We start from the raw sequence: 24201 nt of genomic DNA on the forward strand, positions 1-24201 counted from the left end.
ATGGAAATGAAAGCGGAATTCAAGCATAAAGGAGGAGGCAAAGTGAAACTCGTTGTCGGAATGACAGGAGCAACAGGGGCCATTTTCGGGGTCAGGATGCTGGAGTGGCTGAAGGCCGCCGAAGTGGAAACCCATCTCGTTGTGTCTCCTTGGGCGAACGTCACAATTAAACACGAAACAGGCTATACCCTACAAGAAGTAGAACAACTGGCCGCATACACATACTCGCATAAGGACCAGGCGGCAGCCATTTCAAGCGGGTCGTTCGATACCGACGGGATGATAGTTGCGCCGTGCAGCATGAAATCTCTCGCCAGCATTCGTACCGGGATGGCGGATAATCTGCTGACACGTGCGGCGGATGTCATGCTCAAGGAAAGAAAAAAACTCGTCCTCTTAACGAGAGAGACGCCTTTGAACCAGATTCATCTCGAAAATATGCTAGCGCTTACGAAAATGGGCACCATCATTCTTCCTCCGATGCCGGCATTTTATAATCAGCCGAGCAGCCTAGAGGAAATGGTTGACCATATTGTATTCAGAACGTTGGACCAATTCGGTATTCGCCTTCCTGAAGCGAAACGCTGGAATGGGATTGAAAAACAAAAAGGAGGAGCTTGATTATGGCTTATCAAGATTTCAGAGAATTTCTCGCTGCCCTTGAAAAAGAAGGACAGCTGCTGACAGTGAATGAAGAGGTAAAGCCGGAGCCTGATTTAGGAGCTGCCGCACGCGCAGCCAGCAACCTTGGCGATAAAAGCCCCGCGCTCTTATTCAACAACATTTACGGCTACAATAACGCGCAAATTGCGATGAATGTAATTGGCTCCTGGCCGAACCACGCAATGATGCTTGGCATGCCGAAAGACACGCCGGTAAAAGAACAGTTTTTTGAATTCGCGAAGCGTTATGAACAGTTTCCGATGCCGGTCAAACGGGAGGAAACAGCGCCGTTTCATGAAAATGAAATCACAGAAGATATCAATTTGTTCGATATACTGCCTCTTTTCAGAATTAACCAAGGAGACGGCGGCTACTATTTAGACAAAGCATGTGTGATTTCACGCGATCTAGAAGACCCTGACAACTTCGGCAAACAAAATGTCGGCATTTACAGAATGCAGGTGAAAGGTAAAGATCGTCTCGGCATTCAGCCTGTGCCGCAGCACGATATTGCGATCCATTTGCGCCAAGCTGAAGAACGCGGTGTCAATCTTCCGGTTACCATCGCGCTTGGCTGTGAGCCGGTTATTACAACGGCGGCGTCGACTCCGCTTCTTTATGATCAATCGGAATACGAAATGGCAGGCGCGATTCAAGGGGAGCCATATCGCATCGTCAAATCAAAGCTGTCAGATCTTGATGTTCCGTGGGGCGCTGAAGTTGTCCTTGAAGGTGAAATCATTGCCGGAGAGCGCGAATACGAAGGCCCGTTTGGTGAGTTCACAGGCCACTATTCCGGCGGACGCAGCATGCCGATTATCAAAATTAAACGCGTGTATCATAGAAACAATCCGATTTTTGAACATTTATACTTAGGCATGCCTTGGACCGAATGCGATTACATGATCGGCATCAATACCTGCGTGCCGCTTTATCAGCAATTAAAAGAAGCCTATCCGAATGAAATTGTCGCCGTGAACGCCATGTACACACACGGTTTAATCGCGATTGTTTCCACCAAAACACGCTATGGCGGATTTGCGAAAGCGGTCGGCATGCGCGCGCTCACAACACCGCACGGACTAGGCTACTGCAAAATGGTCATTGTCGTTGACGAGGATGTCGATCCATTCAACCTGCCGCAGGTCATGTGGGCGCTTTCGACCAAAATGCATCCAAAACACGATGCGGTCATCATTCCGGATTTATCCGTTCTGCCGCTTGATCCGGGATCTAACCCATCAGGGATTACTCACAAAATGATTCTTGACGCCACTACACCGGTTGCGCCGGAAACAAGAGGGCATTATTCACAGCCGCTTGATTCTCCATTAACAACGAAAGAATGGGAACAAAAACTAATGGACTTAATGAATAAATAAGGAAAGGATGATCGATATGCATACATGTCCTCGATGCGATTCAAAAAAGGGAGAAGTCATGAGCAAATCGCCTGTAGAAGGCGCATGGGAAGTTTATCAGTGCCAAACTTGCTTTTTCACATGGAGATCCTGTGAGCCGGAAAGCATTACAAATCCAGCGAAGTACAATCCGGCGTTTAAAATTGATCCGAAGGAAACGGAAACAGCCGTTGAAGTTCCGGCTGTGCCGGAACGAAAGGCTTGATCAGCGTGAACTGTCTATCAGACCGTCTTTTTGAGCTGCTTGACGGGAATCGCCTGAATGAGAAGCAGCACGAGGCTTTCGTTCTGCAAACCGTATCGGAGGATGGCTGGCCGCATGCAGCGATGATCAGCGCGGGAGAAATCATCGCTCTGAGCCGAACCGATATTCGAATCGCCCTGTGGAAAAACACAGCGACTTCCGCCAACATCCTTCGCACAGGAAAAGCGCAGTTTACGGCATGGTGGAGGGGAGCCGCTTATTATGTGAAGCTGCAATGCGAGCCCTTGACGCCTTTGAACGATGCCGAATATGAAAGAGACCGCTTTGCCTGCCGCATCGTTTCAATGAAGGAGGACGTTGCGAAATACGCTGATTTGACCTCTGGCGTCCATATCCAGCTTCACAGCCCTGAAGAGGTGCTGAACAGATGGGAAAAGACGCTGGAAGAATTGAAGCGATAATATGGAAGCCTGACGCTATGCGTCAGGCTTTTTTTATATAATGCAAACCAAAGGAGGCGTGGGAAATGGCGGGGGGCTGTCAATCCAGGGAGAGAGCGCGCATCCTAGTAATCGGGAGTTCGGTTTACTGCCCGCTGCAATTTTTATGGGACGGCGTATACGAATATGCCGAACGTTGATGAATTGTGGGGGCATACATTTGCCCGGCTTGTGATTCAGCGGGAAGCTGATGTTCAAGTGCGGTGTACATCGATATGATTATCTGGCTGCTCCAGTCAACCTGTGGGATGCCAGTTGAGGGGCATATCTAGAAGATTATTTTTGAAAAGAGCGGCCATCAGCCGATGCTGGAAGAACCGTGATTTTTTGATCAAATCTTCAGCAAATACATGGACAAATAAAAACAGCCTGCCAAAATTGGCGGGCTGTTTGTTTTTTATTATAGAATCCCTTTCATCGCGCGTTTGATCATCGGCGAAAGCAGCAGGAGAATGCCGCCAAGTACGATTGATATCAAACCGATGGTGCCGAAGTACATTGTTTCAGGAATTTTATCAAACAATCCGGCTACTTGGGCATTGATCGCTTGGGCTGCTGCGTTCGTCAGGAACCACATACTCATTGTCTGTGCAGAGAATGCAGCTGGCGCCAGTTTCGTTGTCACGGATAAACCGACCGGAGACAGGCACAGCTCTCCAAGCACGACAAGCAGGAAGCTGAGAACGAGCCAAAGCGGGCTTACGAGTGCTTCTTTTCCTTGCATTGCAGGGAATACCATAATGATAAATGACAATCCGGCTAAAATAATACCAAACGCAAATTTAACCGGTGTGGACGGCTGGCGTTTGCCAAGCTTCATCCAAAGCCACGCAAAAATCGGCGCAAAAATGACGATAAACAATGGGTTTAATGATTGAAACCAAGATGACTGAAGTTCTAATCCGCCCAATGAAAGTCTTATGCGTTCATCAGCGTAAACCGCAAGAATGGTCGCTCCCTGTTCCTGAATAGCCCAGAACATGACAGCACCGATAAACAAAGGGACGTAAGCGGCAAGACGAGATTTTTCTGTTTTGTCCGCTTTTTTGCTTGTAAACATGATGATGAAATAAACAATAGGAATCAAAATACCGAGAATACTTACAAGGTCGATGAAACCCTTGATCGTCAGCATGCCTGTTTGTACAGAGATAATCACTGCGATTGCCACAACGATAACACCTATTCCAGTACCAATCGCAGATTTTTTAGACAGCGGATTCGGCACATTTGAGCCTGCAATCCCGAGGTTTTTCTTTCTTGTCAGAGCGAATACGATAAGTCCGAGAAGCATTCCGACTGCGGCAGCTCCGAAGCCGAGATGATAGTTGTACTTCTGTCCGAGTGTTCCGACAATTAACGGCGCTAGTAAACCGCCGAGGTTGATCCCCATGTAGAAGATACTGAAACCTGAGTCGCGGCGCTGATCTTCTTTCGTGTAAAGATCTCCAACCACGCTTGAAACGTTTGGTTTTAATAACCCCGTTCCGATAATGATAAGCACCATGCTGATATAGAATGCTGTCGCGCTGCCGGGATAGGCGAGTGCAATGTGGCCGAACATAATGAATATGCCGCCGTAAAACACAGTGTTTGCGGTGCCGAATACCCGGTCAGCGAGCCATCCGCCAATAATCGTGGACATGTATACGAGTGATCCGTAGATCGACATAATGGCAACAGCAGTGCCTTTGTCAAAGCCAAGCCCTCCGTTAACCGTCTCTGTATACAAATAGTAAAGTAAGATTGCTCTCATTCCATAGTAAGAGAAACGTTCCCAAAATTCGGTGAAAAATAGCGTAAATAGTCCTCGCGGGTGACCAAAGAACCCTTTTTGCGGGACGCTTTTAATGATACTTTCGTTATCAATCGAAGCCATGTCAGCCAAACCCTTTCTTAAAAAAGTGTATTATAAAAATCATATTCTTATATAATACTTGTGTCAATATAAATTATACTCATTTCAAATAGTTCCATATTGGAAAAATATAAACACATGAAAATAGGGATTTCTTCCTGATGATTAAGTCCTTTTTTGTAAGATTTTCTTACGAAACTATTCTTTTATATTTTTTTGATAAAATTTTAAAGAAATGTACAAGCGGATCGGGCCTTTGTGAGTATCATGATAGCAATCATAGAGAAGGAGGCTCGCAATTGGCTGAATTCATGTTGAATGCGGCAGATTTCGGTATTTCAGGAGATGGTAAAACGGATTCAACGAAACTGATTAATCAATGCCTCAGCACGGCTGTTTCGAAAGGCTATCATACTGTCTGGTTGCCAAAGGGAACATATTTAATAGACGGAACGCTTGGAGGAGACCCCAATCAGAAGTTTCGAAACGCGGGGATCATTGTTCCCGGCAACCTTGAGATTCTGATGGACCCTGAGTGTGTCATCAAAGTCATCCCGAACAGCTCGTGGGGTTATTCCGCATTTTATGTAGGCAAGCAAGAGAATATAACCATTTCCGGGGGACAAATTATCGGTGAACGCGATGAGCATACGTATGCCTCCGCGGGGATAAGGTCAACTCATGAATGGGGCTTCGGCATATGTATTGAAGGATGCTTGAATGTTGTCATTGAGGATGTCAACATTTCTGATTTTACCGGCGACGGGATTATTGTCAGTCCAAGGGGATTAGAGACAACGGATGATTATCGTACGTCGGAGCATATTACGATCCGCGGCTGTGAGGTTCGGCGGTCGAGGAGAAATAACATATCAATTACCGGATGTGACACGGTCACGGTGGAGGAATGCGTGATTGAAGGTGCCGGAACAGGGAATGGAACAGCGCCGAAATTCGGAATTGACATAGAAGGATATGGCGAAGGTAATGTTGACTATGAAGAACCGATCAATGTATCCATCCGCAACAACCATTTCATCGGAAACGTTTCAAGCTCTGTGACCAATTTTAATGGATACGGCATTTCAATAGAGGGTAACTATTCAGACAATACGATCAGCTATGGGTATGGAACGCAAACGGTGATCAAGGGGAATATTCTCAGACGGGCTGAAAACGCGGCGGCTGCGCCTAGAGTCGGGATTACCGGACTCGGTGTGTCACAAGGAAAAGAGAGCAGTGATGCGGTGATCGCCGGCAACCTGATTACCGGGTTTTCAACCGGAATTGATGTCAGGGGAAAAAGCATTCTTGTCACGAACAATAAAATCAGCAACTTTGAAAACACAGGAATATTGGTTTATCAGTCTTCCGATGTAAAGGTAGACGGCAACCAGATTCAAAACGGATTGTCTGAAACAAGACGCAGCACCGGCCTGCGAGCAGTGCTGTCGGATGATACCGTATTTCTGAATAACTGCCTCATTGAAGTCGTTGACGGTGTGAACATTTCCGGAGGTGATATGATCGTGAAAGATAATGTGCTGAGAAAATTCAGCCGCGGGATCTGGATCGCTCAAGGAAACGCAGTGATTGAAGGGAATATATTGAATCCTGACGGGTTTGAAGCAGCCGCGGAATCATATTCAGTTACGGTTACAAACAATGCTGGCGCTATTATCAAAAACAATACATTTAAATCTTTCAAAAATTACCCGATTTACTGTTTCACAAGGGCGAAAACCTCAATTATCGGCAACCACTTCGAAAGATCTCCGCTTTTGGTCACCATCTATATCAGCGCGGGTGTGCATGAGATTTTTGACAATACCATTTCAGTCAACAGAACAGCCGGAAATCCAATTGTGATTTATGTCAACGGTTCTGCAGGCTCTATCATCTCTGGAAACACCATCAATAACCTCTCAGCGGGCACGGCGACAGCCATTCAAACAAACACCTCAACCAATTCTAAAATCATCGGCAATCGCATCCTCAAAGGAACCATCAACAAACATAGCAGCGATACCGCAGACGGCAATATTATCGTCTGAAAAAAGCGCCCCGCTCAGGGGTTCTTTTTTTTCGATTTATGGATCACGTATATTTCTCTTACAAGAACCAAACCAAAAAATAAAAGCACGACCCATTCTGCGAACGTTGTCATTTTAAAACTGGACATATTGTTATAAACGGCTTTTGTCAAACTGAAGCCTTGAAGCATGTCCAAAAAAACAGAAATGGTTAATAAACAAATCAATATGACCCCTGTCACGCCTAATATCTTCATGTCTCATCACCCTCCGCTTTTATTGTCTATCTATATCAGAGAAGTTATACCGCAACCGTCCGCATGCATAATCTCCACTCTGAAAGGAAGAATATGAGAAAACGACAAGGAAAGGTATTTTGTGTATGCCTTTATTTTCTAAGCAAAAGAACAAGACCGATTCGAAAGATAAGCAGAAAACAGAAGACAAAAGTCAGGCTCAGCAGCAGGAAAAAGAAAGGACGGTTCTCGTTTCTCCCAGTTTGGCAACAAATATAGCGGAAATGAAAAAGGAAGTTGGGAGCAGCTCGGACGTCATCATTCGCGAGATTAAAATCGGGGAACAGGATCGTGTCCATCTCGCCATTATTTACATTGCGGGGCTGGTCGATAATAACACAATCCATGAATCCTTAATCGAGCCTTTGATTCAGGATGAGTCTATCCAGAATTCCCATGCGCTCCAGCAGATTCTTGAAAAAACGCTCCCGCTGGGCGGAGTAAAAGCGGAGAAGAGCTGGGACAAGCTTTTTTCTGAACTAATGCTCGGCAATGCGCTGATTTTCGCAAACGGTTCTGAAGAGGCGCTGATTTGCAGCACACAAGGGGGAGAGCAGCGTTCCATTCAAGAGCCGAGCACCCAGGTGTCCTTCCGCGGCCCGCGCCAAGGGTTTACAGAATCTCTGCAAACCAATATTTCCATGATCCGCCGATACATCAAAAATCCGAATGTGTGGGTGGAGAAAATGAAAATCGGATCGGTAACCCACACAGATGTCGCACTCATGTACATTCATGGCATTTGTGATGAAAAGGTGCTCAAGGAAGTGCGTTCGCGTTTAAAAAAAATAGATATTGACAGTATTTTAGAGTCGGGATATATCGAGCAGCTGATTGAAGATGAAACATTTACGACGTTTCCGACCATGTATCATACAGAACGGCCTGATGTGGTAGCGGGAAATTTGTTAGAAGGAAGATTTGCGATCGTTGTGGACGGAACGCCGTTTGTTCTCATTGCCCCCGCCTTATTTGTTCAATTTTTCCAATCCGTAGAGGATTACTATTCGCGTTTTGATATTGCGACAAGCATACGGGTTCTGCGGGTTTTGGTCTTTTTTATCTCACTTGTGGCTCCGGCTGTTTACGTGGCGGCCACGACGTTTCACCAGGAAATGATCCCGACGCAGCTGTTAGTCGTCATTGCGGCCCAGCGGGAAATTGTTCCCTTCCCAGCTGTTGTCGAGGCCCTTACGATGGAGGTTGCTTTTGAGATTCTGAGGGAAGCCGGCGTCAGGCTGCCGCGGGTTGTCGGCTCTGCGGTATCGATCGTAGGTGCGCTCGTTATCGGCCAGGCTGCCGTACAGGCTGGCATCGTCTCTCCGGCCATGGTCATCATCGTTGCCCTCACCGCGATTGCGAGCTTCGCGACACCCGCATTTGCCATGGCGATTTCAGCCCGTCTTATTCGGTTTATCTTTATCATTGCCGCCTCGATTATGGGGTTTTACGGGCTGATTTTAGGCATTATTATGATGTTTGTCCATTTATGCAGCCTGCGCTCTTTCGGCGTTCCTTACATGTCGCCGCTTGCTCCCTTTTCTTCCCAAGGGATAAAGGATGCGCTGTTTAGGGTTCCGTGGTGGGCTGATGAAAAAAGGCCGGAATCGGTCAGTAAGAAAGATAAAGTTCGGCAGGGGCAAGGTCAGCGTCCGGAGCCGGCCGCTTCACGAGGAATGGTGAACAAAGACTTGGAAGAAGGGGATCAGAATGGTACGTAAATGTCTATTAGCCGTTCTCATGCTTTTGAGCGTCATCGTGCTGCCCGGATGCTGGGATAAGCGTGAGCTGACGGATCTTGCGATTATCTCGGCGATTGGCATTGATCGGACCAATGAAGGCAACTACGTGCTGCATCTTCAAATTATCAATCCCGGAAATGTCGCCGGAGGGCTTCAGGGAGGCGGTGCCGGAGACAGGCCGCCTGTATCCGTCTATTCGATTGAAGGAGACAATATGACGGAAGCGCTCAGAAAAGCCTCTATTAAGGTATCCCGTCGGCTTTACTTTGCCCATACCAATCTCGTGGTGCTCAGCGAAAAGCTGGCGAAAGAGGAAGGTTTGGATTTTGTGTTAGATAATCTTGACCGGGACACTGAATTCAGGACAACAGCAACAATCGTTGTCGCCCATAAAACAAAAGCGGAAAATATCGTCAAAATCCTAACGCCGATTGATAAAATTCCATCGAACAAAGTCAATAAAACACTCGACTTCACGGAGGCACAATACGGACGGGTCGTCAAAACCAATATTCAGGACGTCCTGAAAGTGCTAGCCACGGACACAAGGGCACCGGTAATTCCAGGGTATTTGATGATTGGCGACGAGAAAAAAGGAATCAGCATGGAAAACACGCAGGCGACTGATCCGAAAGCGATTCTGCAGGCAGACGGTTTAGCGATTTTTGATAAGACAGGACATTTAAAGTACTGGATTGAAGATGATGAAAGCGTTGGGGCTGTCTGGCTGATGAATAAAATGCAGCATACGTTTATTAATGCTGATTGGGGCAAGATGAAGGATGCGGTCAGCCTGCAGGTCACCCATCAGGATACAAAGCTGGTTCCCGAGATACGGAACGGACAGCCGCGCATACACATACATGTGTCGGTTGAAGGCATAATTGATGCCGTCAAATACCCTTTCCAATTGTCTGATCCCAAGGTGCTGGTCGCTATTGAAAAAGCCCTCAATAAAGAGCTGGAAAAGGAAATCAGCGAGACTGTGAAAAAGGTCAAGCACAACAAAATTGACTTTATTGGTTTTGGTGACACGATATACAGAAAGTATCCGAAGCAGTGGGAAAAAATGAAGGACACTTGGGACAAAGAGTATTTGCCTGATCTGCCTGTCGATGTAAAAGCAGAGACGTATATCAGAAGAACGGGATTGCGAAACAATCCGCTCAAACATCAGCTTAAAGATAAATAGGTCAGGAGAAAGGGGAAACGGCAGATGGAAAAAGCCAGAATCAGCATAAGGCAGCTGTTTGTTATGATTATCATTTGTGAGCTGGGCAGCTCCTTATTGATTACACCGGGAACGATGGCGGGCAGAGATGCTTGGATAGCAGTTCTGTTGGGCTGTGCGGCCGGCTTGTTTCTTTTCTGTTTGTATCAAGGCATTTATCAATGCTACCCGGAATCTTCTCCGAAAGAATATATGGATGATATGCTTGGAACCAAGCTGAGCTGGCTGTTTTCATTTCTGTATATCCTGTACTTTGCCTATATTGCCGCGCGGGTGCTCCGTGACTTTGGAGAAATGCTGCTGACGTTTGCATACCATGATACACCTATTATTATCGTCAATGCGATGCTGATGGTAGTGAGCGTTTATACTGTCAGAAAAGGAATCGAAGTGCTCGCCCGCTCGGCCGAGCTTTTGTTCGGAGCCATGTATTTATTGGGTGCGATCGGCCTCGTGCTGATTATTGTCTCGGGTTCTATGGACCCGCAGCATTTAAAACCGGTTTTAGCAGACGGCATTTATCCTGTCATTCACTCTGTATTCACGCAGACGATGTACATTCCGTTTGGTGAAGTTGTGTTATTTGTGATGATTTTCCCTAATCTGAATGACAGAAAAAATGTGAAAAAAGTGGGGTTGATTGCCATAACCTTAAGCGGATTAATTGTGGCGCTCACCGTGGCGATTAATATCAGCGTGCTTGATGTTGACCTTACACTTAGGTCTCAGTTTCCGCTTTTAAGTACGATCCAGACGATCAAGGTCGAAGAATTTTTAGACCGGCTCGATGTCTTTTTTATGCTGGCGCTGATCATCGGCGGCTTCTTTAAGGTCAGTCTCTACTTATATGCTACTGTCGTGGGCGCCTCAACGCTCTTTAAGGAAAAGAACCCCTCGCAATTGGCCTACCCGATGGGATTGGGTATCCTAATCCTTTCTATTACGATCGCGAGTAACTTTTCTGAGCATTTAAACGAAGGCCTGAAAGTGGTGCCGCTGTATATACATTTGCCTTTTCAAGTATTGTTTCCGCTCTTTCTGTTTATTCTGGCTGTGTGGAAAAAGAAGCGAAGAGAGAAAGCAAAGGGGCCGGGAACAAAACAACAATAAAATGAGCGGGGGAATGCAGCCTCCGCTCTTTTTTATATTCCTTCTATTTGCTGATTCAATCGTGATCGAATCGTTAACCCTTACATCATTTTTTCCCGACGCCTAATGTTGTAATCGCGTGTCGTCTGTATTTTTGAATCATCGACTAACGATGTGCTGATGACACCTTCAATCGAAAGGCCTGCTTGAACCATTTGCGGCCGCCTTGTCCGCATCGGTTTTTTACTGATAAGACGCCTGTGGGGTGGCGGGCGGTGCTTGTGGATACATTAATAGCAGTCCAAAGGTAAGAAAAAATATGAACAATCTATTTCTAGTTGATGAAATAAAAACTAACAAGTGTGACACACAAAACCGGTGAATACGGACTCGGTCTTTCCATCGTCAAGCCGCTCGTCGAAATGCATCAGGGCATAGTAGGAATCAATAATGAAGAAGGAAAAGGCACGAAGTTCATCATCCGCCTTCCTTTAACGGCAAAGCAGCAATAACTCACAGGGCGGCGGCAAAGCCAGGCGAAGCGGCCTTTTTTGCACACCGCTTCGGTTTGTTGCGTGCTCCCGAAACAAAGATTGCGTGTTTTTCGGGTCGGAACGGTCTGTAAACATGATAAAATATGACATAAACAGTTTTTGATGGGAGAGGGTGAAGGAATGAAGAGCGGGGTAATTCCTTCTTCAGCAGTCGGTCAAAAAATTAACGAGTGGTACAAATATATCCGCACATTCAGCGTGCCGGATGCCGAAGTGCTAAAAGCTGAAATCCAGCAGGAACTGAAACACATGCAGCACGATTCCAACTTGCTGCTCTATTATTCACTAATGGAATTCCGCCACCAGCTTATGCTTGATTATCTAGAGCCGTTAGAGAAATTAAATATCGAAGACCAGCCAAGCCTGTCCGAATTATCCAGAAACATCGACAGCAACCAGGCAGATCTCAAAGGGCTGCTCGACTATTACGTGAATTTTTTTCGCGGGATGTATGAGTTTGATAAGCGGGAATTTATTTCAGCCATTACCTATTATAAACAGGCGGAGAAAAAGCTTTCCTTCGTCGCAGACCATATTGAACGGGCTGAATTCTATTTTAAAATCGCGGAAGCTTATTATTATATGAAGCAAACCTATTTTTCGTTGATTCATATAAAAAACGCCTATGAAATATATATAGAGCAGGAAACCTATAATGTGAGAATCATTCAATGCCATTTCGTGTTCGGGGTCAACCTGATGGATGAAAGAAATTTCGAACAAGCCGCACGCCATTTCAAATTGGCGCTCGATATGGCCCAAGCAGAACAAAAAGCCCAGCTGGTCGGAAGAGCATACTACAATCTCGGATTATGCTATTACAATCAAGATCTGCTGAACCCTGCCATTGATTACTTTGAAAAAGCGGTTTCCACGTTTGAACGCAGCAGGATCATCAATTCTCTGCCGCAAGCATATTTTTTAATCACCTTGATTTATTATAAACAGGGAAAACGTGATAAAGGTTCGGAATATCACAAGCGGGGCTATGAATATGCTAAAGAAACAGATGATGCAGACTATGCGGTAAAATTCGAGTTTTTGCACTCCCTATATCAGGAACAGCCCGATGAAGAAGGAATCGAACAATGTTTCCAATACCTTAAAAATAAAAATATGTATGCTGATATAGAGGATTTAGCCCTAGAAGTAGCAAAATATTACTATGAACAAAATTGGTTCAAACTGTCTGCTTCCTACTTTCTAAAAGTTGAAGAGGCAAGAAAACAAATACAAAGGAGTGAAGGTTTGTATGAAGTTGAAATCTAAGTTGTTTGTTATTTGTTTTGCCGCCGCCGCGATTCTTACAGCGGCAGGTGTTTCCGCTAACGCCGAAGCACTCGACTTTCATGTAACAGAAAGAGGAATGACGTAAGAACCAGCCCTTCTCATTTTAGAGAAGGGTTTTTTAAAAGAAAAAAACGCCGTAAGACAAAGGGGCTCTTACGGCGCCCTCTACATGGAGGTTACTTTATTTAGTAGCCTCCTACAAATGCAGTTCCCACAATAACCAAGAGGATAAACAACACAACAATTAAAGCGAAAGAATTTCCGTAACCTGACATCTTACGCACCTCCTTGTGAGATTGCTTTATTTTATGCAGCAAATCTCCGGCGGACAGGGTTCATTTGAAAAATAATGAAAACAACTAAAAAACACCGCAAGACAACTACATTGTCTTACGGCGTCCCGCAGAGATGATCAGCGTTAGCATCAACAAACAGTTGCGCCTGCTATTTATGTATATTAAGAGATCAGCACGCCAGCGAAAAACTCATGGTATAACGCTTGAACGGCTTTTCTTTCTTCGGCTTCTTTCACGCCGAACATCATGCTTACTTCAGAAGATCCCTGGTTGATCATTTCGATATTCACTTTTGCCTCTGATAATGCTTTGGCGGCTCTCGCCGTTGTGCCGACATTGTGGCGCATCGCTTCTCCTACAACCATAATTAGGGCGAGATGGTGCTCAACAATCACTTCATCTGTGTGCAGATCCTCTTCGATCTGTTTGATCACGCTGCGTTCAGCGGCGGCATCCATTTGACCCTCCCGCAAGATGATGGTCATGTCGTCAATTCCCGATGGAACATGCTCATACGTCAAACCGTGCTCCTCCAAGATTTGAAGGGCTTTGCGGCCAAATCCGATTTCTCTGTTCATTAAATACTTGCTGATATAAATGCTGCAAAAACCGGTATCGCTGGCAATCCCGACGACAGGCCCGTTTGTGTTATCCCGTTTGCTGACGACACGGGTGCCTTGTGCTGACGGATTATTCGTATTTTTGATTTGGACGGGAATCCCCGCTCTGAATGCCGGAATGAGCGCTTCATCATGAAACACTGAAAAGCCCGCGTAGGACAGCTCCCGCATCTCCCTGTATGTCAGCTCGCTGATTTCCTTAGGATTTTCAACGAAGGACGGATTGACTGAGTATACAGCGTCCACATCTGTAAAGTTTTCATACAAATCTGCTTGAAGCCCGTTGGCGAGAATAGAACCGGTAATATCAGAACCGCTCCGTGAGAATGTAATCACATCGCCAGCCTCGCTGAATCCGAAAAAACCGGGAAAAATGATAAGGCCGTCACGTTCCCGAAGACGATAGAGGTTTTGATAGGATTCAGGAAGAACTTGCGCGTTGCCGGGTTCATTTGTCACAAAAAGGCCGGCATCCTTAGGGTTTACATATTCCGCTTTGACGCCTTTGTGGCGGAAATAGGCTGCGATGAGCTTGGCGTTGTTATCTTCCCCGCTGGCTTTGACGGCGTCAAGATACTGCTCGGGACTGCTTTTATCTCCTTCTAAAAGCGTAAACAGATCATCCCGGATTTTGTCGATAATGCTTTGCCCCAGCTGAAGCTCATTTGCGATAAGGGCGTACCGTTCCACAACAGCTTCCGCCAGTTCAGGGGCGCTGCCAGATGCCAAATATTGTTCAGCACATGCGATTAAGAGATCAGTCACTTTCGTATCCTCGGCATAGCGTTTTCCCGGAGCTGAAACGACTACAGCCTTCCGTGCCGGGTCTGAGGTGACGATGTGAAACACCTTTTCAAGCTGGGCGCCTGATGCGAGTGAGCTGCCTCCGAATTTAACGACCTTCATGTTTACATCTCCTAATGTTTAAAATTTTCACACAAATTTAGTATTTATTATCTCTCTTTCAGTTCTGTAAATCAAGGGGTAATTTCTTTCTGGAACGAACATTTGTATTTTCCACAAGGAACGATGTCAGGAAAACTCACCGTCTACATGCGCGCTGAAGAAAAATATGGTAAACGGCCTAACGATTTGAGATGGAAAATGGTTAGAATGATTAGTAAAATTGAATACATGACTAGGTTAATATTTTGAAAGAATATTGACTAACAATAGAAAAATGGTAATATGTAAATGATAATGATAATCAATTACTATATGGCCATATTGTTTTGAGTCCTTGCGGAGTAGGAGATACGTTCTTTTTGCTGTAAGGATGTAAGGAGGCAGCATGAAGCTACGTTACTTATTTATTCTACTTATTATATTAGCGGTCACATCTGTATTTATCGGCGTAGAAGATCTGTCGCCGCTTGATCTCTTCGATTTAAGCAAACAAGAAGCGTCAACGCTGTTTGCCAGCCGTTTGCCGCGATTGATCAGCATTGTCATCGCGGGACTGAGCATGAGCATCTGCGGATTGATTATGCAGCAAATCAGCAGAAACAAATTCGTATCACCGACAACGGCGGGCACGATGGATTGGGCTCGGCTCGGTATTTTAATTTCCCTGCTGCTGTTTACATCTGCAAGTCCTTTAATCAAAATGCTGGTTGCGTTTGTTTTTGCCCTTGCAGGAAATGTTCTGTTTATGAAAATCCTTGAAAGAATCAAGTTTAACGACACGATCTTTATACCGCTTGTCGGTTTAATGCTCGGGAATATCGTCAGCTCAATCGCGACATTTATCGCGTATAAATATGACTTGATCCAGAATGTGTCATCATGGCTTCAGGGAGACTTCTCTTTAGTTGTGAAAGGGAGATACGAGCTTCTTTATCTGAGTATTCCGCTCGTCATCATTGCCTATGTGTATGCGGATAAATTTACATTGGCCGGCATGGGGGAAAGCTTTTCTGTGAACCTCGGCCTGAAGTATAAACGCGTTGTGAACATCGGGCTTATTATCGTGTCCTTGATCACGTCGCTTGTGATTTTGACTGTCGGTATGCTTCCGTTCCTCGGTTTAATCATTCCGAATATTGTATCGATTTACAGAGGAGACAATCTAAAGAACAGCCTGCCGCACACGGCGCTGTTGGGAGCGGTTTTTGTGCTGTTTTGCGATATATTGGGCAGGGTTATTATCTTCCCTTACGAAATCTCGATTGGCCTGATGGTCGGAATCATCGGCAGCGGCATTTTCCTGTTTATGCTGTTAAGGAGAAAAGCGTATGCGTAACCAGGTGAAAATTGTGTTGCTCGTTGGTTTAGCCATTGTATGTATTGGCTTGTTTCTGTTTTATGACTTAGGCAATTGGGATTACACCTTGCCGAGACGAATCAAAAAGGTCGCTGCCATTGTGCTGACGGGGGGAGCGATTGCGTTTTCGACCATGATCTTTCAAACGATTACGAACAACCGCATCCTGACGCCCGGCATCTTGGGTCTTGATTCTCTCTACATGCTGATTCAGACCGGCATTATCTTTTTGTTCGGCTCCGCGAATATTGTCATCATGAATAAAAACATCAACTTTATCATCTCTATTCTGCTGATGATATTGTTTTCCCTAGTTCTGTATCAGATCATGTTCAAGGGAGAGGGGAGAAATATCTTTTTCCTTCTGCTTATCGGAATCGTGTTTGGCACGCTGTTCAGCAGCCTGTCTTCCTTTATGCAGATGCTGATTGATCCGAATGAGTTCCAAGTTGTGCAGGATAAGATGTTTGCCAGCTTTAACAACATCAATACGGATTTGTTATGGCTCGCGTTCATCATTTTTCTGCTGACAGGCGCTTATGTCTGGCGTTTTACAAAGTTTTTCGACGTGCTGTCGCTCGGGCGCGAGCACGCCGTCAATTTGGGCATTGACTACGACAAAGTGGTGAAGCAGATGCTGATCGTGGTTGCGATCCTTGTTTCTGTTTCAACAGCGCTAGTCGGGCCGATTATGTTCTTAGGCCTTCTTGTCGTCAATCTGGCGAGAGAATTCCTGAAAACGTATAAGCATACATACTTAATCGCAGGCTCAGTCTTGATCAGCATCATTGCACTGGTCGGAGGGCAGTTTGTGGTGGAGAAAGTGTTTACCTTCTCAACGACGCTGAGCGTCATTATTAATTTTGCCGGCGGGATTTATTTTATCTACTTGCTGTTAAAGGAGAATAAATCATGGTAGAGGTCAAAAATGTAAGCAAACAATACGGCGGGAAAGTGGTCCTTGAAGAGACGTCTGTCACGATTCAAAAGGGCAAGATCACCTCGTTTATCGGTCCTAACGGTGCCGGCAAAAGCACGCTGCTGTCTATCATGAGCCGCCTGATCAAAAAGGATTCCGGCGACATTTTCATAGACGGGCAGGAAATTGGAGCATGTGACAGCAAAGAGCTTGCCAAGAAAATGAGCATTTTGAAGCAGGCGAACCAAATCAATATCAGGCTCACCATCAAAGACCTCGTCAGCTTCGGAAGATTTCCGTATTCACAAGGCCGGCTGACAGAGGAAGACTGGGTCCATATCAACCAGGCGCTCGGTTATATGAAGCTGGAAGACATTCAGGACAAATACCTCGATCAGCTGAGCGGCGGACAGTGCCAAAGGGCATTTATCGCCATGGTGATTGCCCAGGACACCGATTATATCTTTCTGGATGAGCCGTTAAACAACCTGGATATGAAACATTCAGTTGAAATTATGAAACTGCTGAAACGTCTGGTGGATGAGCTGGGAAAAACGATCGTTATCGTCATTCACGATATTAATTTTGCTTCTGTCTATTCGGACCATATCGTAGCTTTGAAAAACGGCCGCATCGTAAAAGAAGGGCCGCCTGAAGAAATAATAGAAACCTCTGTGCTTGAGGACATCTACGATATGACCATTCCGATTCGGATGATTGATGATCAAAGAATAGGTGTTTATTTTTCTTAATCTATAGAAGAGGTGAGGAGCATGAAAAAGTTAGCGTTACTATTCATCGCTTTGGTCACTGCCGTTGTCATTTCTGCATGCGGAAACCAAAGCACAAGCAGCAAAGGTTCTGATACAAAGAAAGAACAAATCACAGTGAAACACCAGCTCGATAAAAACGGCACAAAAGTGCCAAAGAACCCTAAAAAGGTGGTCGTATTTGACTTAGGAAGCTTAGACACGTTAGATAAACTCGGTCTTGATGATAAAGTGGCAGGCCTGCCGAAAAAAGCCCTTCCAAGCTATCTATCAAAATTCAAAGATGACAAATACGCGGATGTCGGGAGCTTAAAAGAGCCAGACTTCGAAAAAGTGGCGGATTTAGATCCTGATCTGATTATTATTTCAGCAAGACAATCTGAGTCTTACAAAGAATTCTCTGAAATCGCGCCGACGATTTACCTGGGCGTAGATACAGCGAAGTACATGGAATCATTTAAATCAGACGCGGAAACAATCGGTAAAATCTTTGATAAAGAAGACAAAGTGAAAGATGAGCTCGCAAACATTGATCACTCAATCGCAGATGTAAAGAAAACGGCTGAAAAGCTTAACAAAAACGGTCTCGTCATCATGGCGAACGATGGGAAAATCAGCGCGTTCGGTCCTAAATCAAGATACGGCCTGATCCATGACGTATTCGGCGTGGCTCCGGCAGATCAAAACATCAAAGCGTCTACGCACGGACAAAGTGTTTCTTACGAGTACATTTCAAAAACAAACCCTGATTACTTGTTTGTTATTGACCGCGGTACAGCAATCGGAGAAACATCATCTACAAAACAAGTCGTGGAAAACGATTATGTGAAAAACGTAAACGCAGTGAAAAATGGTCATGTCGTCTACCTTGATTCTGCTACTTGGTATTTATCAGGAGGCGGCCTTGAGTCTATGACGCAAATGATTAAAGAAGTGAAAGACGGTTTAGAGAAGTAAAACGAAAAAGAGCCTCCGCTTAAAAAGCGGGGCTCTTTTTTTATGATCAGCGTGCCGGCTGCTGTTCAGCAGGGCGCTGAGGTTTCTTTAATGTGAATGAGAGAAGGAAGCCGACAAGTGCAATGCAGGCTGCCACGATAAAAGCGGCGTTCATGCCGTGCAGGGCGGCGTGTTTCACATTTGTCGTACCTGCGTGTGCCGCCTGGTTGCTCATCACGGATACCAATAGGGCGGTTCCGATCGATCCGCCGACTTGGCGAATCGTGTTGTTCATCGCCGTGCCGTGCGGAATCAGGTGGCGCGGCAGCGCGTTGATTCCGGCTGTTGTCACCGGCATCATGATCATGGCGGTGCCTAAGAGACGAGCGGTATACAACACAACAATCCAAGCGAGTGATGTATGTTCAGTCAGCTGCATAAACGGCAGTGATGTCAGGAAGATGATGCAGAAACCGGCAATCGCCAGCCCTCTTCCGCCGACACGGTCAAAAATTCTGCCGATAATCGGTGACATGAAGCCCATCACAACAGCCCCCGGCAGAAGCATAAGCCCTGTATCAAAAGCTGTGACGTCCCGGACGTTTTGTGTGTAAAGCGGCAGAATGGTTTCTGTACCGATCAATAACGCAAAGACAATTGTGCCGAGCAGTGTTGTTAAGCTGAATATGGAAAACGTAAAGACGCGGAATTCCAGCATCGGCTTTACAAGCTTCATTTGTCTTATGATAAACAGGAGCAGTGCGACGGCACCTACCAGCAGTGAAAGCAAGACGGTTGAACTGGTCCAGCCGTAAGAGCCGACGCTTGAGAAACCATACAGAAGGCCGCCGAATCCAAATGTCGAAAGAATCACTGATAAAATATCAATCTGTGTTTTTCGTAAAGTCGTTACGTTCTTCATCAGGATGCTGGCAAGAATCAAATCTATTACAGCGAACGGAAGAATGATATAAAACAGTGACCTCCATGAAAAAGCTTCGACTGCCCATCCGGAAAGAGTCGGTCCGATCGCAGGCGCGAACGAGATCACCAATCCAACCATACCCATAGCCTGACCCCGTTTTTCAATCGGAAAGATCGTCAAGAATACGGTCTGCATGAGCGGCAGCATAATACCGGCTCCGGCGGCTTGAATGATACGTGCTGCAAGCAGAACCGGGAAGTTCGGAGCGAACGCCCCGACGATTGTTCCGGCAGTGAAAATGCTCATTGCTGTGATGAGCAGTGTTCGGCTCGTGAATTTCTCAATTAAAAACGCGGTAATCGGAATTAAAATCCCGTTTGTTAACATAAATGAAGTGGTCAGCCACTGCGCTTGGTTCGCGTCTACTTTGAAATCCCTCATGATATGGGGAAGCGCGGTAATTAACAGCGTCTGGTTCAAAATCGCGACAAACGCCCCGGCTAACAAAATGCCGACAATGACAGAACGGTTAAAAGGTTTTGGTTCAATACTTGTGTCCAATACATATCCCTTCTTTTCTCTAAGTAATTAACAGTGTTTTTAACATCGAAACGGGCTGTGTTAAAACACCGGTTTGTTCCAGATAGCCAATCAGTGATTTGAGCAAAAAAGCGCGGGGGGTTTCCTTCTTCGCTTCTTCCTCCAGCATGGCGGCTGCGGATGTTAGCTCATCTACGTCATAGTCCGCGGCGGACAGGGAAGAGATGCCTTTATGTAATTCCTTCAGGCTTTCCGACAATAGGGCTGATTTATCCTTTGGCTTGTAAGCGGATGCTGAATGAATGTAAAGCTCGATGGCTTCAGGCGGAAGAAGAGACTGCCGGGTCTCCTTGTTTTTGACAATCTGATTGAGGGTGCTGATGATAAACTCTGCGATCGGGTCAAGCTCTAGCGGTTTTTCCTCTATTTTGATCAGCATTAAAAACTCACGCATCATGCCGTGAAGAATGATCACCAAATCCCACACAAACGGAAGAATGGCTTCTCCATACGCTTGAATCAGCGAATCACGGTGCCAACAGATTATCGTCGATCTGGTCTGATGGATATGCTGTTTGACTCGATCGTTATGAGGCTTGAGGTTTCCGTAGGTCAGCATATTGAAAAACTGCTGATTCCGCCTAAAGCCTTCCAGCTCCATTTTGACCTTTTGCGACAAACGCTCCTCCGGTGTCAGCGCGGTATTTTCCTGAAGTCTTGAGGCCGCGGCCACCATTTGCTTCTGGTTAAATGACAGCAGCTCCAAAAGCAGATCTTCCTTAGATTGAAACAGCTTATATATCGAAGCTTTTGACATCTTGCATTCTTCCGCGATCGCCTGCATGGAAACCGACGTAAAGTCCTTTTCTGAAAAAAGCTTTCGCGCAGCTAACAAAATATCTGTTTTTTTATCAAGCATCTCATGGCTTCCTTCTTTCTTGAACATTAGAAAACTCATTGGTTCACAAAAAACCAATGAGTAACAATGAAAAAATTTTACCAAATAAACGAAATAGAAGTCAATGGATTTCAACCGGATAATTGAAAGGCCTGCCGGAGATTCCGACAGGCCGGGTGTGGCTTATTTTTCAACTTTAAATCCTTGTTTCTCAAGCATTTCACGGATATGCGGATAGTACAGGCGCTCATAATAGGTAGCGATGCCCTGTGACCAGTTTCTTGTTTCCTTTCCGTTTGTCCGTTTATTCATGTATTCAGACATCTGCTCGTCGTATTTCTGAATGTGAGACGTCAGTTCATTTTGATTCAAATATGTTTCCTGATGATTGACCGCTTCCTGCGGCAGGCGCGGTTTTTTCGCCGAACGGTCGGCAGGGTGACCGATGACAAGGCCTGATACAGGGAACACGTATTTCGGAAGCTCAAGCAATTCGATCAGCTCTTGAGGGTTTCCGCGAACCGCTCCGATCGGAACCGTGCCAAGCCCGAGTGATTCAGCCGCTGCTGTCGCTGTGCCGAGGGCGATACCCGCGTCTACTGCGCCGACAAGAACAGACTCTAAGCCGTTTGTGATTTCCATTTTGATATCATTCAAATCCTCAAGCGCGATTTTGGCCCGGTTAAAGTCTGCGCAGAACAGCAAGAAAACAGGAGCCTGGTCAATCCAAGGCTGTCCGCCTGCCAGCTCGGAGATTTTCTTTTTGCGCTCTTTATCCTGTACGGTGATCACAGTCACTTGCTGCCCGTTAATAGAAGATGGTGCGGCTTGCACCGCTTGGATGATTTGGTCCAATTGTTCCTGCGCTACAGGTTCATCTGTGTAGCTGCGAATCGAGCGGTGGTCTGTTAATGATGTCATGACTTCATTCATATAGGACACCCTTTCCTTACTCGCTAAGCTCTGTGCGGACAACGTCAAGAGGAGCGCTCAGCAGTTCTTTTGCTTTTGCGACAAACCCTTGGAAGTGTGCAGTTTCATTATGGGATTTAATTGCTGCTTCACCTTTCCATTGTTCAAGCATCACAAATGTATTGTCTTCGCCTACTTTTTCAAAAAGGTCGTATTGCGCGTTGCCTTCCTCAGCTCTTGAATGCTGAACAAGCGATTGCGCCTCGCTCAAAAATTCCTCGCGTTTTTCTGGTTTTACTTTCATATAAGCTTGTAATACGATCATGTTGATCTCCTCCGTCTTTAAAATGAATTTATTGTTCGAATTTCATCGAACTAACTGTAACATGTATTCAAAATGAGGTAAAGGAAAAACCCTTAAATAGTAAAATTGTCATTCGAATTGTTGTGTGATACATTTGTGTCATGAACATTCCAAACCATCCAGAAACAGAAACATTGCAGCTGACAAAGGTTCTTCACGCACTGAGTGATCCGCTTCGTTTAGAGCTGGTCAAGCAATTGGCGGAAGCGAAAGAAAAAACGTGCGGCACTTGTGCGGATGTGCAGGTTGCCAAGTCAACCTTGTCACATCATTTCAAAGTTTTGAGAGAATCAGGCATCGCCCAAGTTCGCATAGAAGGAAAGCGCCGGTATTATTCGCTTCGCGCTGAAGACCTTGAAAAGGCATTTCCGGGCCTGCTTGAAGCGGTGCTGCATGTGGACCAGGACCGCTGGTGAATCAATCCCCTGTACCGGGGATTTTTTTATGTCCGTAAACAGCGCGGAAAAGCCTCTTGACCCCCTCCTGAATATCTTTTTCCTTCAGCCGTGCGAAGCCGATAATGAGAGCGGGCCTGTCCGTTTGCCGCTTGTTTTCCTTCAAATCAAACCTGCTCATTCCGAAGATTTCAAGCTGCTGGCCGGCGGCGTGTGCCAGGATGTCTTGTTCGGTGCGGTCTGTATCAAATTCGGCGACAAAGTGCAGGCCCGCATTCGCTCCTTTTACGGCAGCCTTTCCGCCGAACACTGCTTCTAAAGCGGTGATCAGGCGTTCCCTCTTTTCTTTATAATGCTGCTTCATTTTTTTTATATGCCTCTGGTATTCTCCGGACTCGATAAATTCCTGTAAGGTGAGCTGCGTAAGAGACGAGCATGTCTGCAGGTCATAGCCCCGCTGTTTGTATGTCCGCAATAGATCCGGGGGCAAAACCATATAGCTGATCCGCAAGCCGGGCAGAAGGGACTTTGAAAAGGTACCCATATAGATAACATTTTGAAACCGGTCGAGGCTTTGAAGCGCCGGAATACTGTCTACATCATATGTAAATTCACTGTCATAATCGTCTTCAATAATATAGCGGCGCGGCTCCTCGGCTGCCCAGTTCAGCAGCTGAATTCTTCTGGATACAGGCATAATCGTTCCGGAAGGAAATTGATGCGATGGGGTCGTCACCAGCACGTCAGGCTGCTGTCTGCTGATTTCATCAATCGACATGCCTTTTTCATCGAGCGTGATCGTCTTTACTTGCTTTCCGGCGTGTTTTAAAAGCTGGTACATGCGCCTGTAGCCGGGTTCTTCCATCGCATACACCGATTCCTCAGGCAAAAGCTCAGTCAATAACTGCATGAGCACCTGTGTGCCTGCCCCGATGACGATTTGTTCCGGCCGGCATTTTACGCCACGCGTCAGAGAAATGAGCCTGGAAATAGCCGCTCTTACTTCATAGATTCCTTGTGGATGCGACATATCGCCGAGCGTGCGGTATGAGCGGGAGGCCGCTTTTTGTTCGCAGCGAAACCAGCTCTTGATCGGAAAATGGTCTGTATCGGAACTCATGTGTGAAAACGAAATCCAGTCGCTTTGATCGATCGGAATCTCTATCAGGTCATCCGGCAGGGCAAACGGAGGGTGTTCCTCAGCTGAAAACATGTCCAGCTTCTCCACGAAAAAACCCTTTCGTTCAATGGCGTATAAATAACCCTCAGCCAAGAGCTGCTGATAGGCTGCATTCACTGAATTCACGCTGACCTTCAGCTTCTCAGCCAGCTCCCGTTTGGAGGGAACCTTCGAATGGGACAGCAGATTGCGGCTGAGGATTTCTTTTTTCAGCTTTTGATAAATTTGCTGATAAATATAATCGGCTTGTTCTGAGCGATCGAGTGTCATTGTGATATCCATCTGCGGGTTCTCCTTCTGG

Annotated in this window: 24 protein-coding genes and 3 pseudogenes; 17 read left to right on the forward strand and 10 right to left on the reverse strand. The window is 45.9% G+C overall.

Going from position 1 to position 24201, the window contains the following annotated elements:
* The first annotated feature begins 6 nt into the window (after positions 1–6).
* From G4P54_RS02020 to G4P54_RS21520, 5 genes and pseudogenes are all read left to right on the forward strand, one after another.
* Positions 7–621 carry a non-oxidative hydroxyarylic acid decarboxylases subunit B gene (locus G4P54_RS02020; protein WP_024713956.1) on the forward strand — a complete coding sequence of 205 codons (615 nt, stop codon included), beginning with the start codon at positions 7–9 and terminating at the stop codon, positions 619–621.
* Between the two features lie 2 nt (positions 622–623).
* Positions 624–2045, forward strand: coding sequence for a phenolic acid decarboxylase BsdC (gene bsdC / locus G4P54_RS02025; RefSeq protein WP_024713957.1), 1422 nt, complete (start codon positions 624–626; stop codon positions 2043–2045).
* 16 nt (positions 2046–2061) lie between these two features.
* Positions 2062–2289 (forward strand): phenolic acid decarboxylase subunit BsdD, encoded by a 228-nt coding sequence (gene bsdD, locus G4P54_RS02030; RefSeq protein WP_024713958.1) that lies wholly within the window; start codon positions 2062–2064, stop codon positions 2287–2289.
* Positions 2286–2750 (forward strand): pyridoxamine 5'-phosphate oxidase family protein, encoded by a 465-nt coding sequence (locus tag G4P54_RS02035; RefSeq protein ID WP_024713959.1) that lies wholly within the window; start codon positions 2286–2288, stop codon positions 2748–2750. Before bsdD ends, G4P54_RS02035 begins: the two co-directional genes overlap by 4 nt.
* A 143-nt stretch (positions 2751–2893) precedes the next feature.
* Positions 2894–3112 (forward strand): annotated as a pseudogene (locus G4P54_RS21520) (alpha/beta fold hydrolase); the annotation flags it as partial.
* A gap of 77 nt (positions 3113–3189) precedes the next feature.
* Here G4P54_RS21520 and G4P54_RS02040 read toward each other — a convergent pair.
* Positions 3190–4668: a peptide MFS transporter gene (locus G4P54_RS02040; protein WP_167871622.1), complete on the reverse strand. Its 1479-nt coding sequence runs from the start codon at positions 4666–4668 to the stop codon at positions 3190–3192.
* A 278-nt stretch (positions 4669–4946) separates the two neighbouring features.
* On the opposite strand from G4P54_RS02040, the gene G4P54_RS02045 reads away from it, so the two are divergent.
* Positions 4947–6701 carry a right-handed parallel beta-helix repeat-containing protein gene (locus tag G4P54_RS02045; RefSeq protein WP_167871623.1) on the forward strand — a complete coding sequence of 585 codons (1755 nt, stop codon included), beginning with the start codon at positions 4947–4949 and terminating at the stop codon, positions 6699–6701.
* Between the two features lie 14 nt (positions 6702–6715).
* Here the strand turns inward: G4P54_RS02045 and G4P54_RS02050 are convergent, their stop codons facing one another.
* On the reverse strand, positions 6716–6937 hold the full coding sequence (locus G4P54_RS02050) for a YczF family membrane protein (protein ID WP_024714538.1): 222 nt from the start codon (positions 6935–6937) through the stop codon (positions 6716–6718).
* A 125-nt stretch (positions 6938–7062) separates the two neighbouring features.
* On the opposite strand from G4P54_RS02050, the gene gerKA reads away from it, so the two are divergent.
* The 3 genes from gerKA to gerKB are packed head-to-tail and all read left to right on the forward strand — an operon-like array spanning position 7063 to position 11059.
* Positions 7063–8697 (forward strand): spore germination protein GerKA, encoded by a 1635-nt coding sequence (gene gerKA / locus G4P54_RS02055; RefSeq protein ID WP_167871624.1) that lies wholly within the window; start codon positions 7063–7065, stop codon positions 8695–8697.
* Positions 8687–9910: a Ger(x)C family spore germination protein gene (locus G4P54_RS02060; protein ID WP_167871625.1), complete on the forward strand. Its 1224-nt coding sequence runs from the start codon at positions 8687–8689 to the stop codon at positions 9908–9910. The genes gerKA and G4P54_RS02060 overlap by 11 nt, the downstream gene beginning before the upstream one ends.
* Before the next feature lie 24 nt (positions 9911–9934).
* Entirely contained in the window at positions 9935–11059 is a 1125-nt protein-coding gene (gene gerKB / locus G4P54_RS02065; RefSeq protein WP_024714535.1) for an endospore germination permease GerKB, read from the forward strand.
* A 48-nt stretch (positions 11060–11107) separates the two neighbouring features.
* Here the strand turns inward: gerKB and G4P54_RS21590 are convergent.
* Positions 11108–11259: pseudogene (locus G4P54_RS21590) on the reverse strand (ABC transporter permease); the annotation flags it as partial.
* A gap of 156 nt (positions 11260–11415) precedes the next feature.
* Here G4P54_RS21590 and G4P54_RS02070 point away from each other — a divergent pair.
* The 3 genes and pseudogenes from G4P54_RS02070 to phrC all read left to right on the forward strand — a co-directional run.
* Positions 11416–11550, forward strand: a pseudogene (locus G4P54_RS02070) (ATP-binding protein); the annotation flags it as partial.
* Between the two features lie 162 nt (positions 11551–11712).
* The gene (gene rapC, locus G4P54_RS02075; protein ID WP_167871626.1) at positions 11713–12861 is read left to right on the forward strand and encodes a response regulator aspartate phosphatase RapC; all 1149 of its coding nucleotides are present in this window, start codon (positions 11713–11715) and stop codon (positions 12859–12861) included.
* Entirely contained in the window at positions 12845–12967 is a 123-nt protein-coding gene (phrC, locus tag G4P54_RS02080) for a phosphatase RapC inhibitor PhrC (protein WP_024714533.1), read from the forward strand. The genes rapC and phrC overlap by 17 nt, the downstream gene beginning before the upstream one ends.
* 100 nt (positions 12968–13067) lie before the next feature.
* On the opposite strand, the gene G4P54_RS02085 is transcribed toward phrC, so the two are convergent.
* Positions 13068–13157, reverse strand: coding sequence for a YjcZ family sporulation protein (locus G4P54_RS02085; RefSeq protein WP_167871627.1), 90 nt, complete (start codon positions 13155–13157; stop codon positions 13068–13070).
* A gap of 182 nt (positions 13158–13339) precedes the next feature.
* A complete protein-coding gene (locus G4P54_RS02090; protein WP_167871628.1) occupies positions 13340–14704 on the reverse strand; it encodes an aspartate kinase in 1365 nt (454 codons plus the stop codon).
* Between the two features lie 385 nt (positions 14705–15089).
* Between G4P54_RS02090 and yclN the strand changes: the two genes are divergently transcribed.
* Genes yclN through yclQ form a run of 4 tightly spaced genes read left to right on the forward strand, consistent with a single transcriptional unit; the run spans position 15090 to position 18707 of the window.
* Entirely contained in the window at positions 15090–16040 is a 951-nt protein-coding gene (yclN, locus tag G4P54_RS02095) for a petrobactin ABC transporter permease YclN (protein ID WP_024714530.1), read from the forward strand.
* On the forward strand, positions 16033–16980 hold the full coding sequence (gene yclO, locus G4P54_RS02100; RefSeq protein ID WP_167871629.1) for a petrobactin ABC transporter permease YclO: 948 nt from the start codon (positions 16033–16035) through the stop codon (positions 16978–16980). Before yclN ends, yclO begins: the two co-directional genes overlap by 8 nt.
* Complete coding sequence (gene yclP / locus G4P54_RS02105; protein ID WP_167871630.1) at positions 16974–17732, forward strand: petrobactin ABC transporter ATP-binding protein YclP; 759 nt, start codon at positions 16974–16976, stop codon at positions 17730–17732. The genes yclO and yclP overlap by 7 nt, the downstream gene beginning before the upstream one ends.
* Positions 17733–17753: 21 nt before the next feature.
* Positions 17754–18707 carry a petrobactin ABC transporter substrate-binding protein YclQ gene (yclQ, locus tag G4P54_RS02110; protein WP_167871631.1) on the forward strand — a complete coding sequence of 318 codons (954 nt, stop codon included), beginning with the start codon at positions 17754–17756 and terminating at the stop codon, positions 18705–18707.
* A gap of 46 nt (positions 18708–18753) precedes the next feature.
* Here the strand turns inward: yclQ and G4P54_RS02115 are convergent, their stop codons facing one another.
* From G4P54_RS02115 to G4P54_RS02130, 4 genes are all read right to left on the reverse strand, one after another.
* Positions 18754–20172, reverse strand: coding sequence for an MDR family MFS transporter (locus G4P54_RS02115; RefSeq protein ID WP_024714526.1), 1419 nt, complete (start codon positions 20170–20172; stop codon positions 18754–18756).
* 19 nt (positions 20173–20191) lie between these two features.
* Positions 20192–21070: a TetR/AcrR family transcriptional regulator gene (locus G4P54_RS02120; protein ID WP_167871632.1), complete on the reverse strand. Its 879-nt coding sequence runs from the start codon at positions 21068–21070 to the stop codon at positions 20192–20194.
* A 162-nt stretch (positions 21071–21232) separates the two neighbouring features.
* Positions 21233–21982, reverse strand: coding sequence for an NADPH-dependent oxidoreductase (locus tag G4P54_RS02125; protein ID WP_167871633.1), 750 nt, complete (start codon positions 21980–21982; stop codon positions 21233–21235).
* Positions 21983–21998: 16 nt separating this feature from the next.
* The gene (locus G4P54_RS02130) at positions 21999–22286 is read right to left on the reverse strand and encodes a putative quinol monooxygenase (RefSeq protein ID WP_167871634.1); all 288 of its coding nucleotides are present in this window, start codon (positions 22284–22286) and stop codon (positions 21999–22001) included.
* Between the two features lie 140 nt (positions 22287–22426).
* Here G4P54_RS02130 and G4P54_RS02135 point away from each other — a divergent pair, with 140 nt between their 5' ends.
* Positions 22427–22741 (forward strand): ArsR/SmtB family transcription factor, encoded by a 315-nt coding sequence (locus tag G4P54_RS02135; RefSeq protein WP_167871635.1) that lies wholly within the window; start codon positions 22427–22429, stop codon positions 22739–22741.
* 1 nt (position 22742) lies between these two features.
* On the opposite strand, the gene gabR is transcribed toward G4P54_RS02135, so the two are convergent.
* The gene (gabR, locus tag G4P54_RS02140) at positions 22743–24182 is read right to left on the reverse strand and encodes a MocR-like transcriptional regulator GabR (protein WP_167871636.1); all 1440 of its coding nucleotides are present in this window, start codon (positions 24180–24182) and stop codon (positions 22743–22745) included.
* Positions 24183–24201: the final 19 nt, after the last annotated feature.

The sequence above is a fragment of the Bacillus tequilensis genome, assembly GCF_012225885.1.
GTDB lineage: Bacteria > Bacillota > Bacilli > Bacillales > Bacillaceae > Bacillus > Bacillus tequilensis.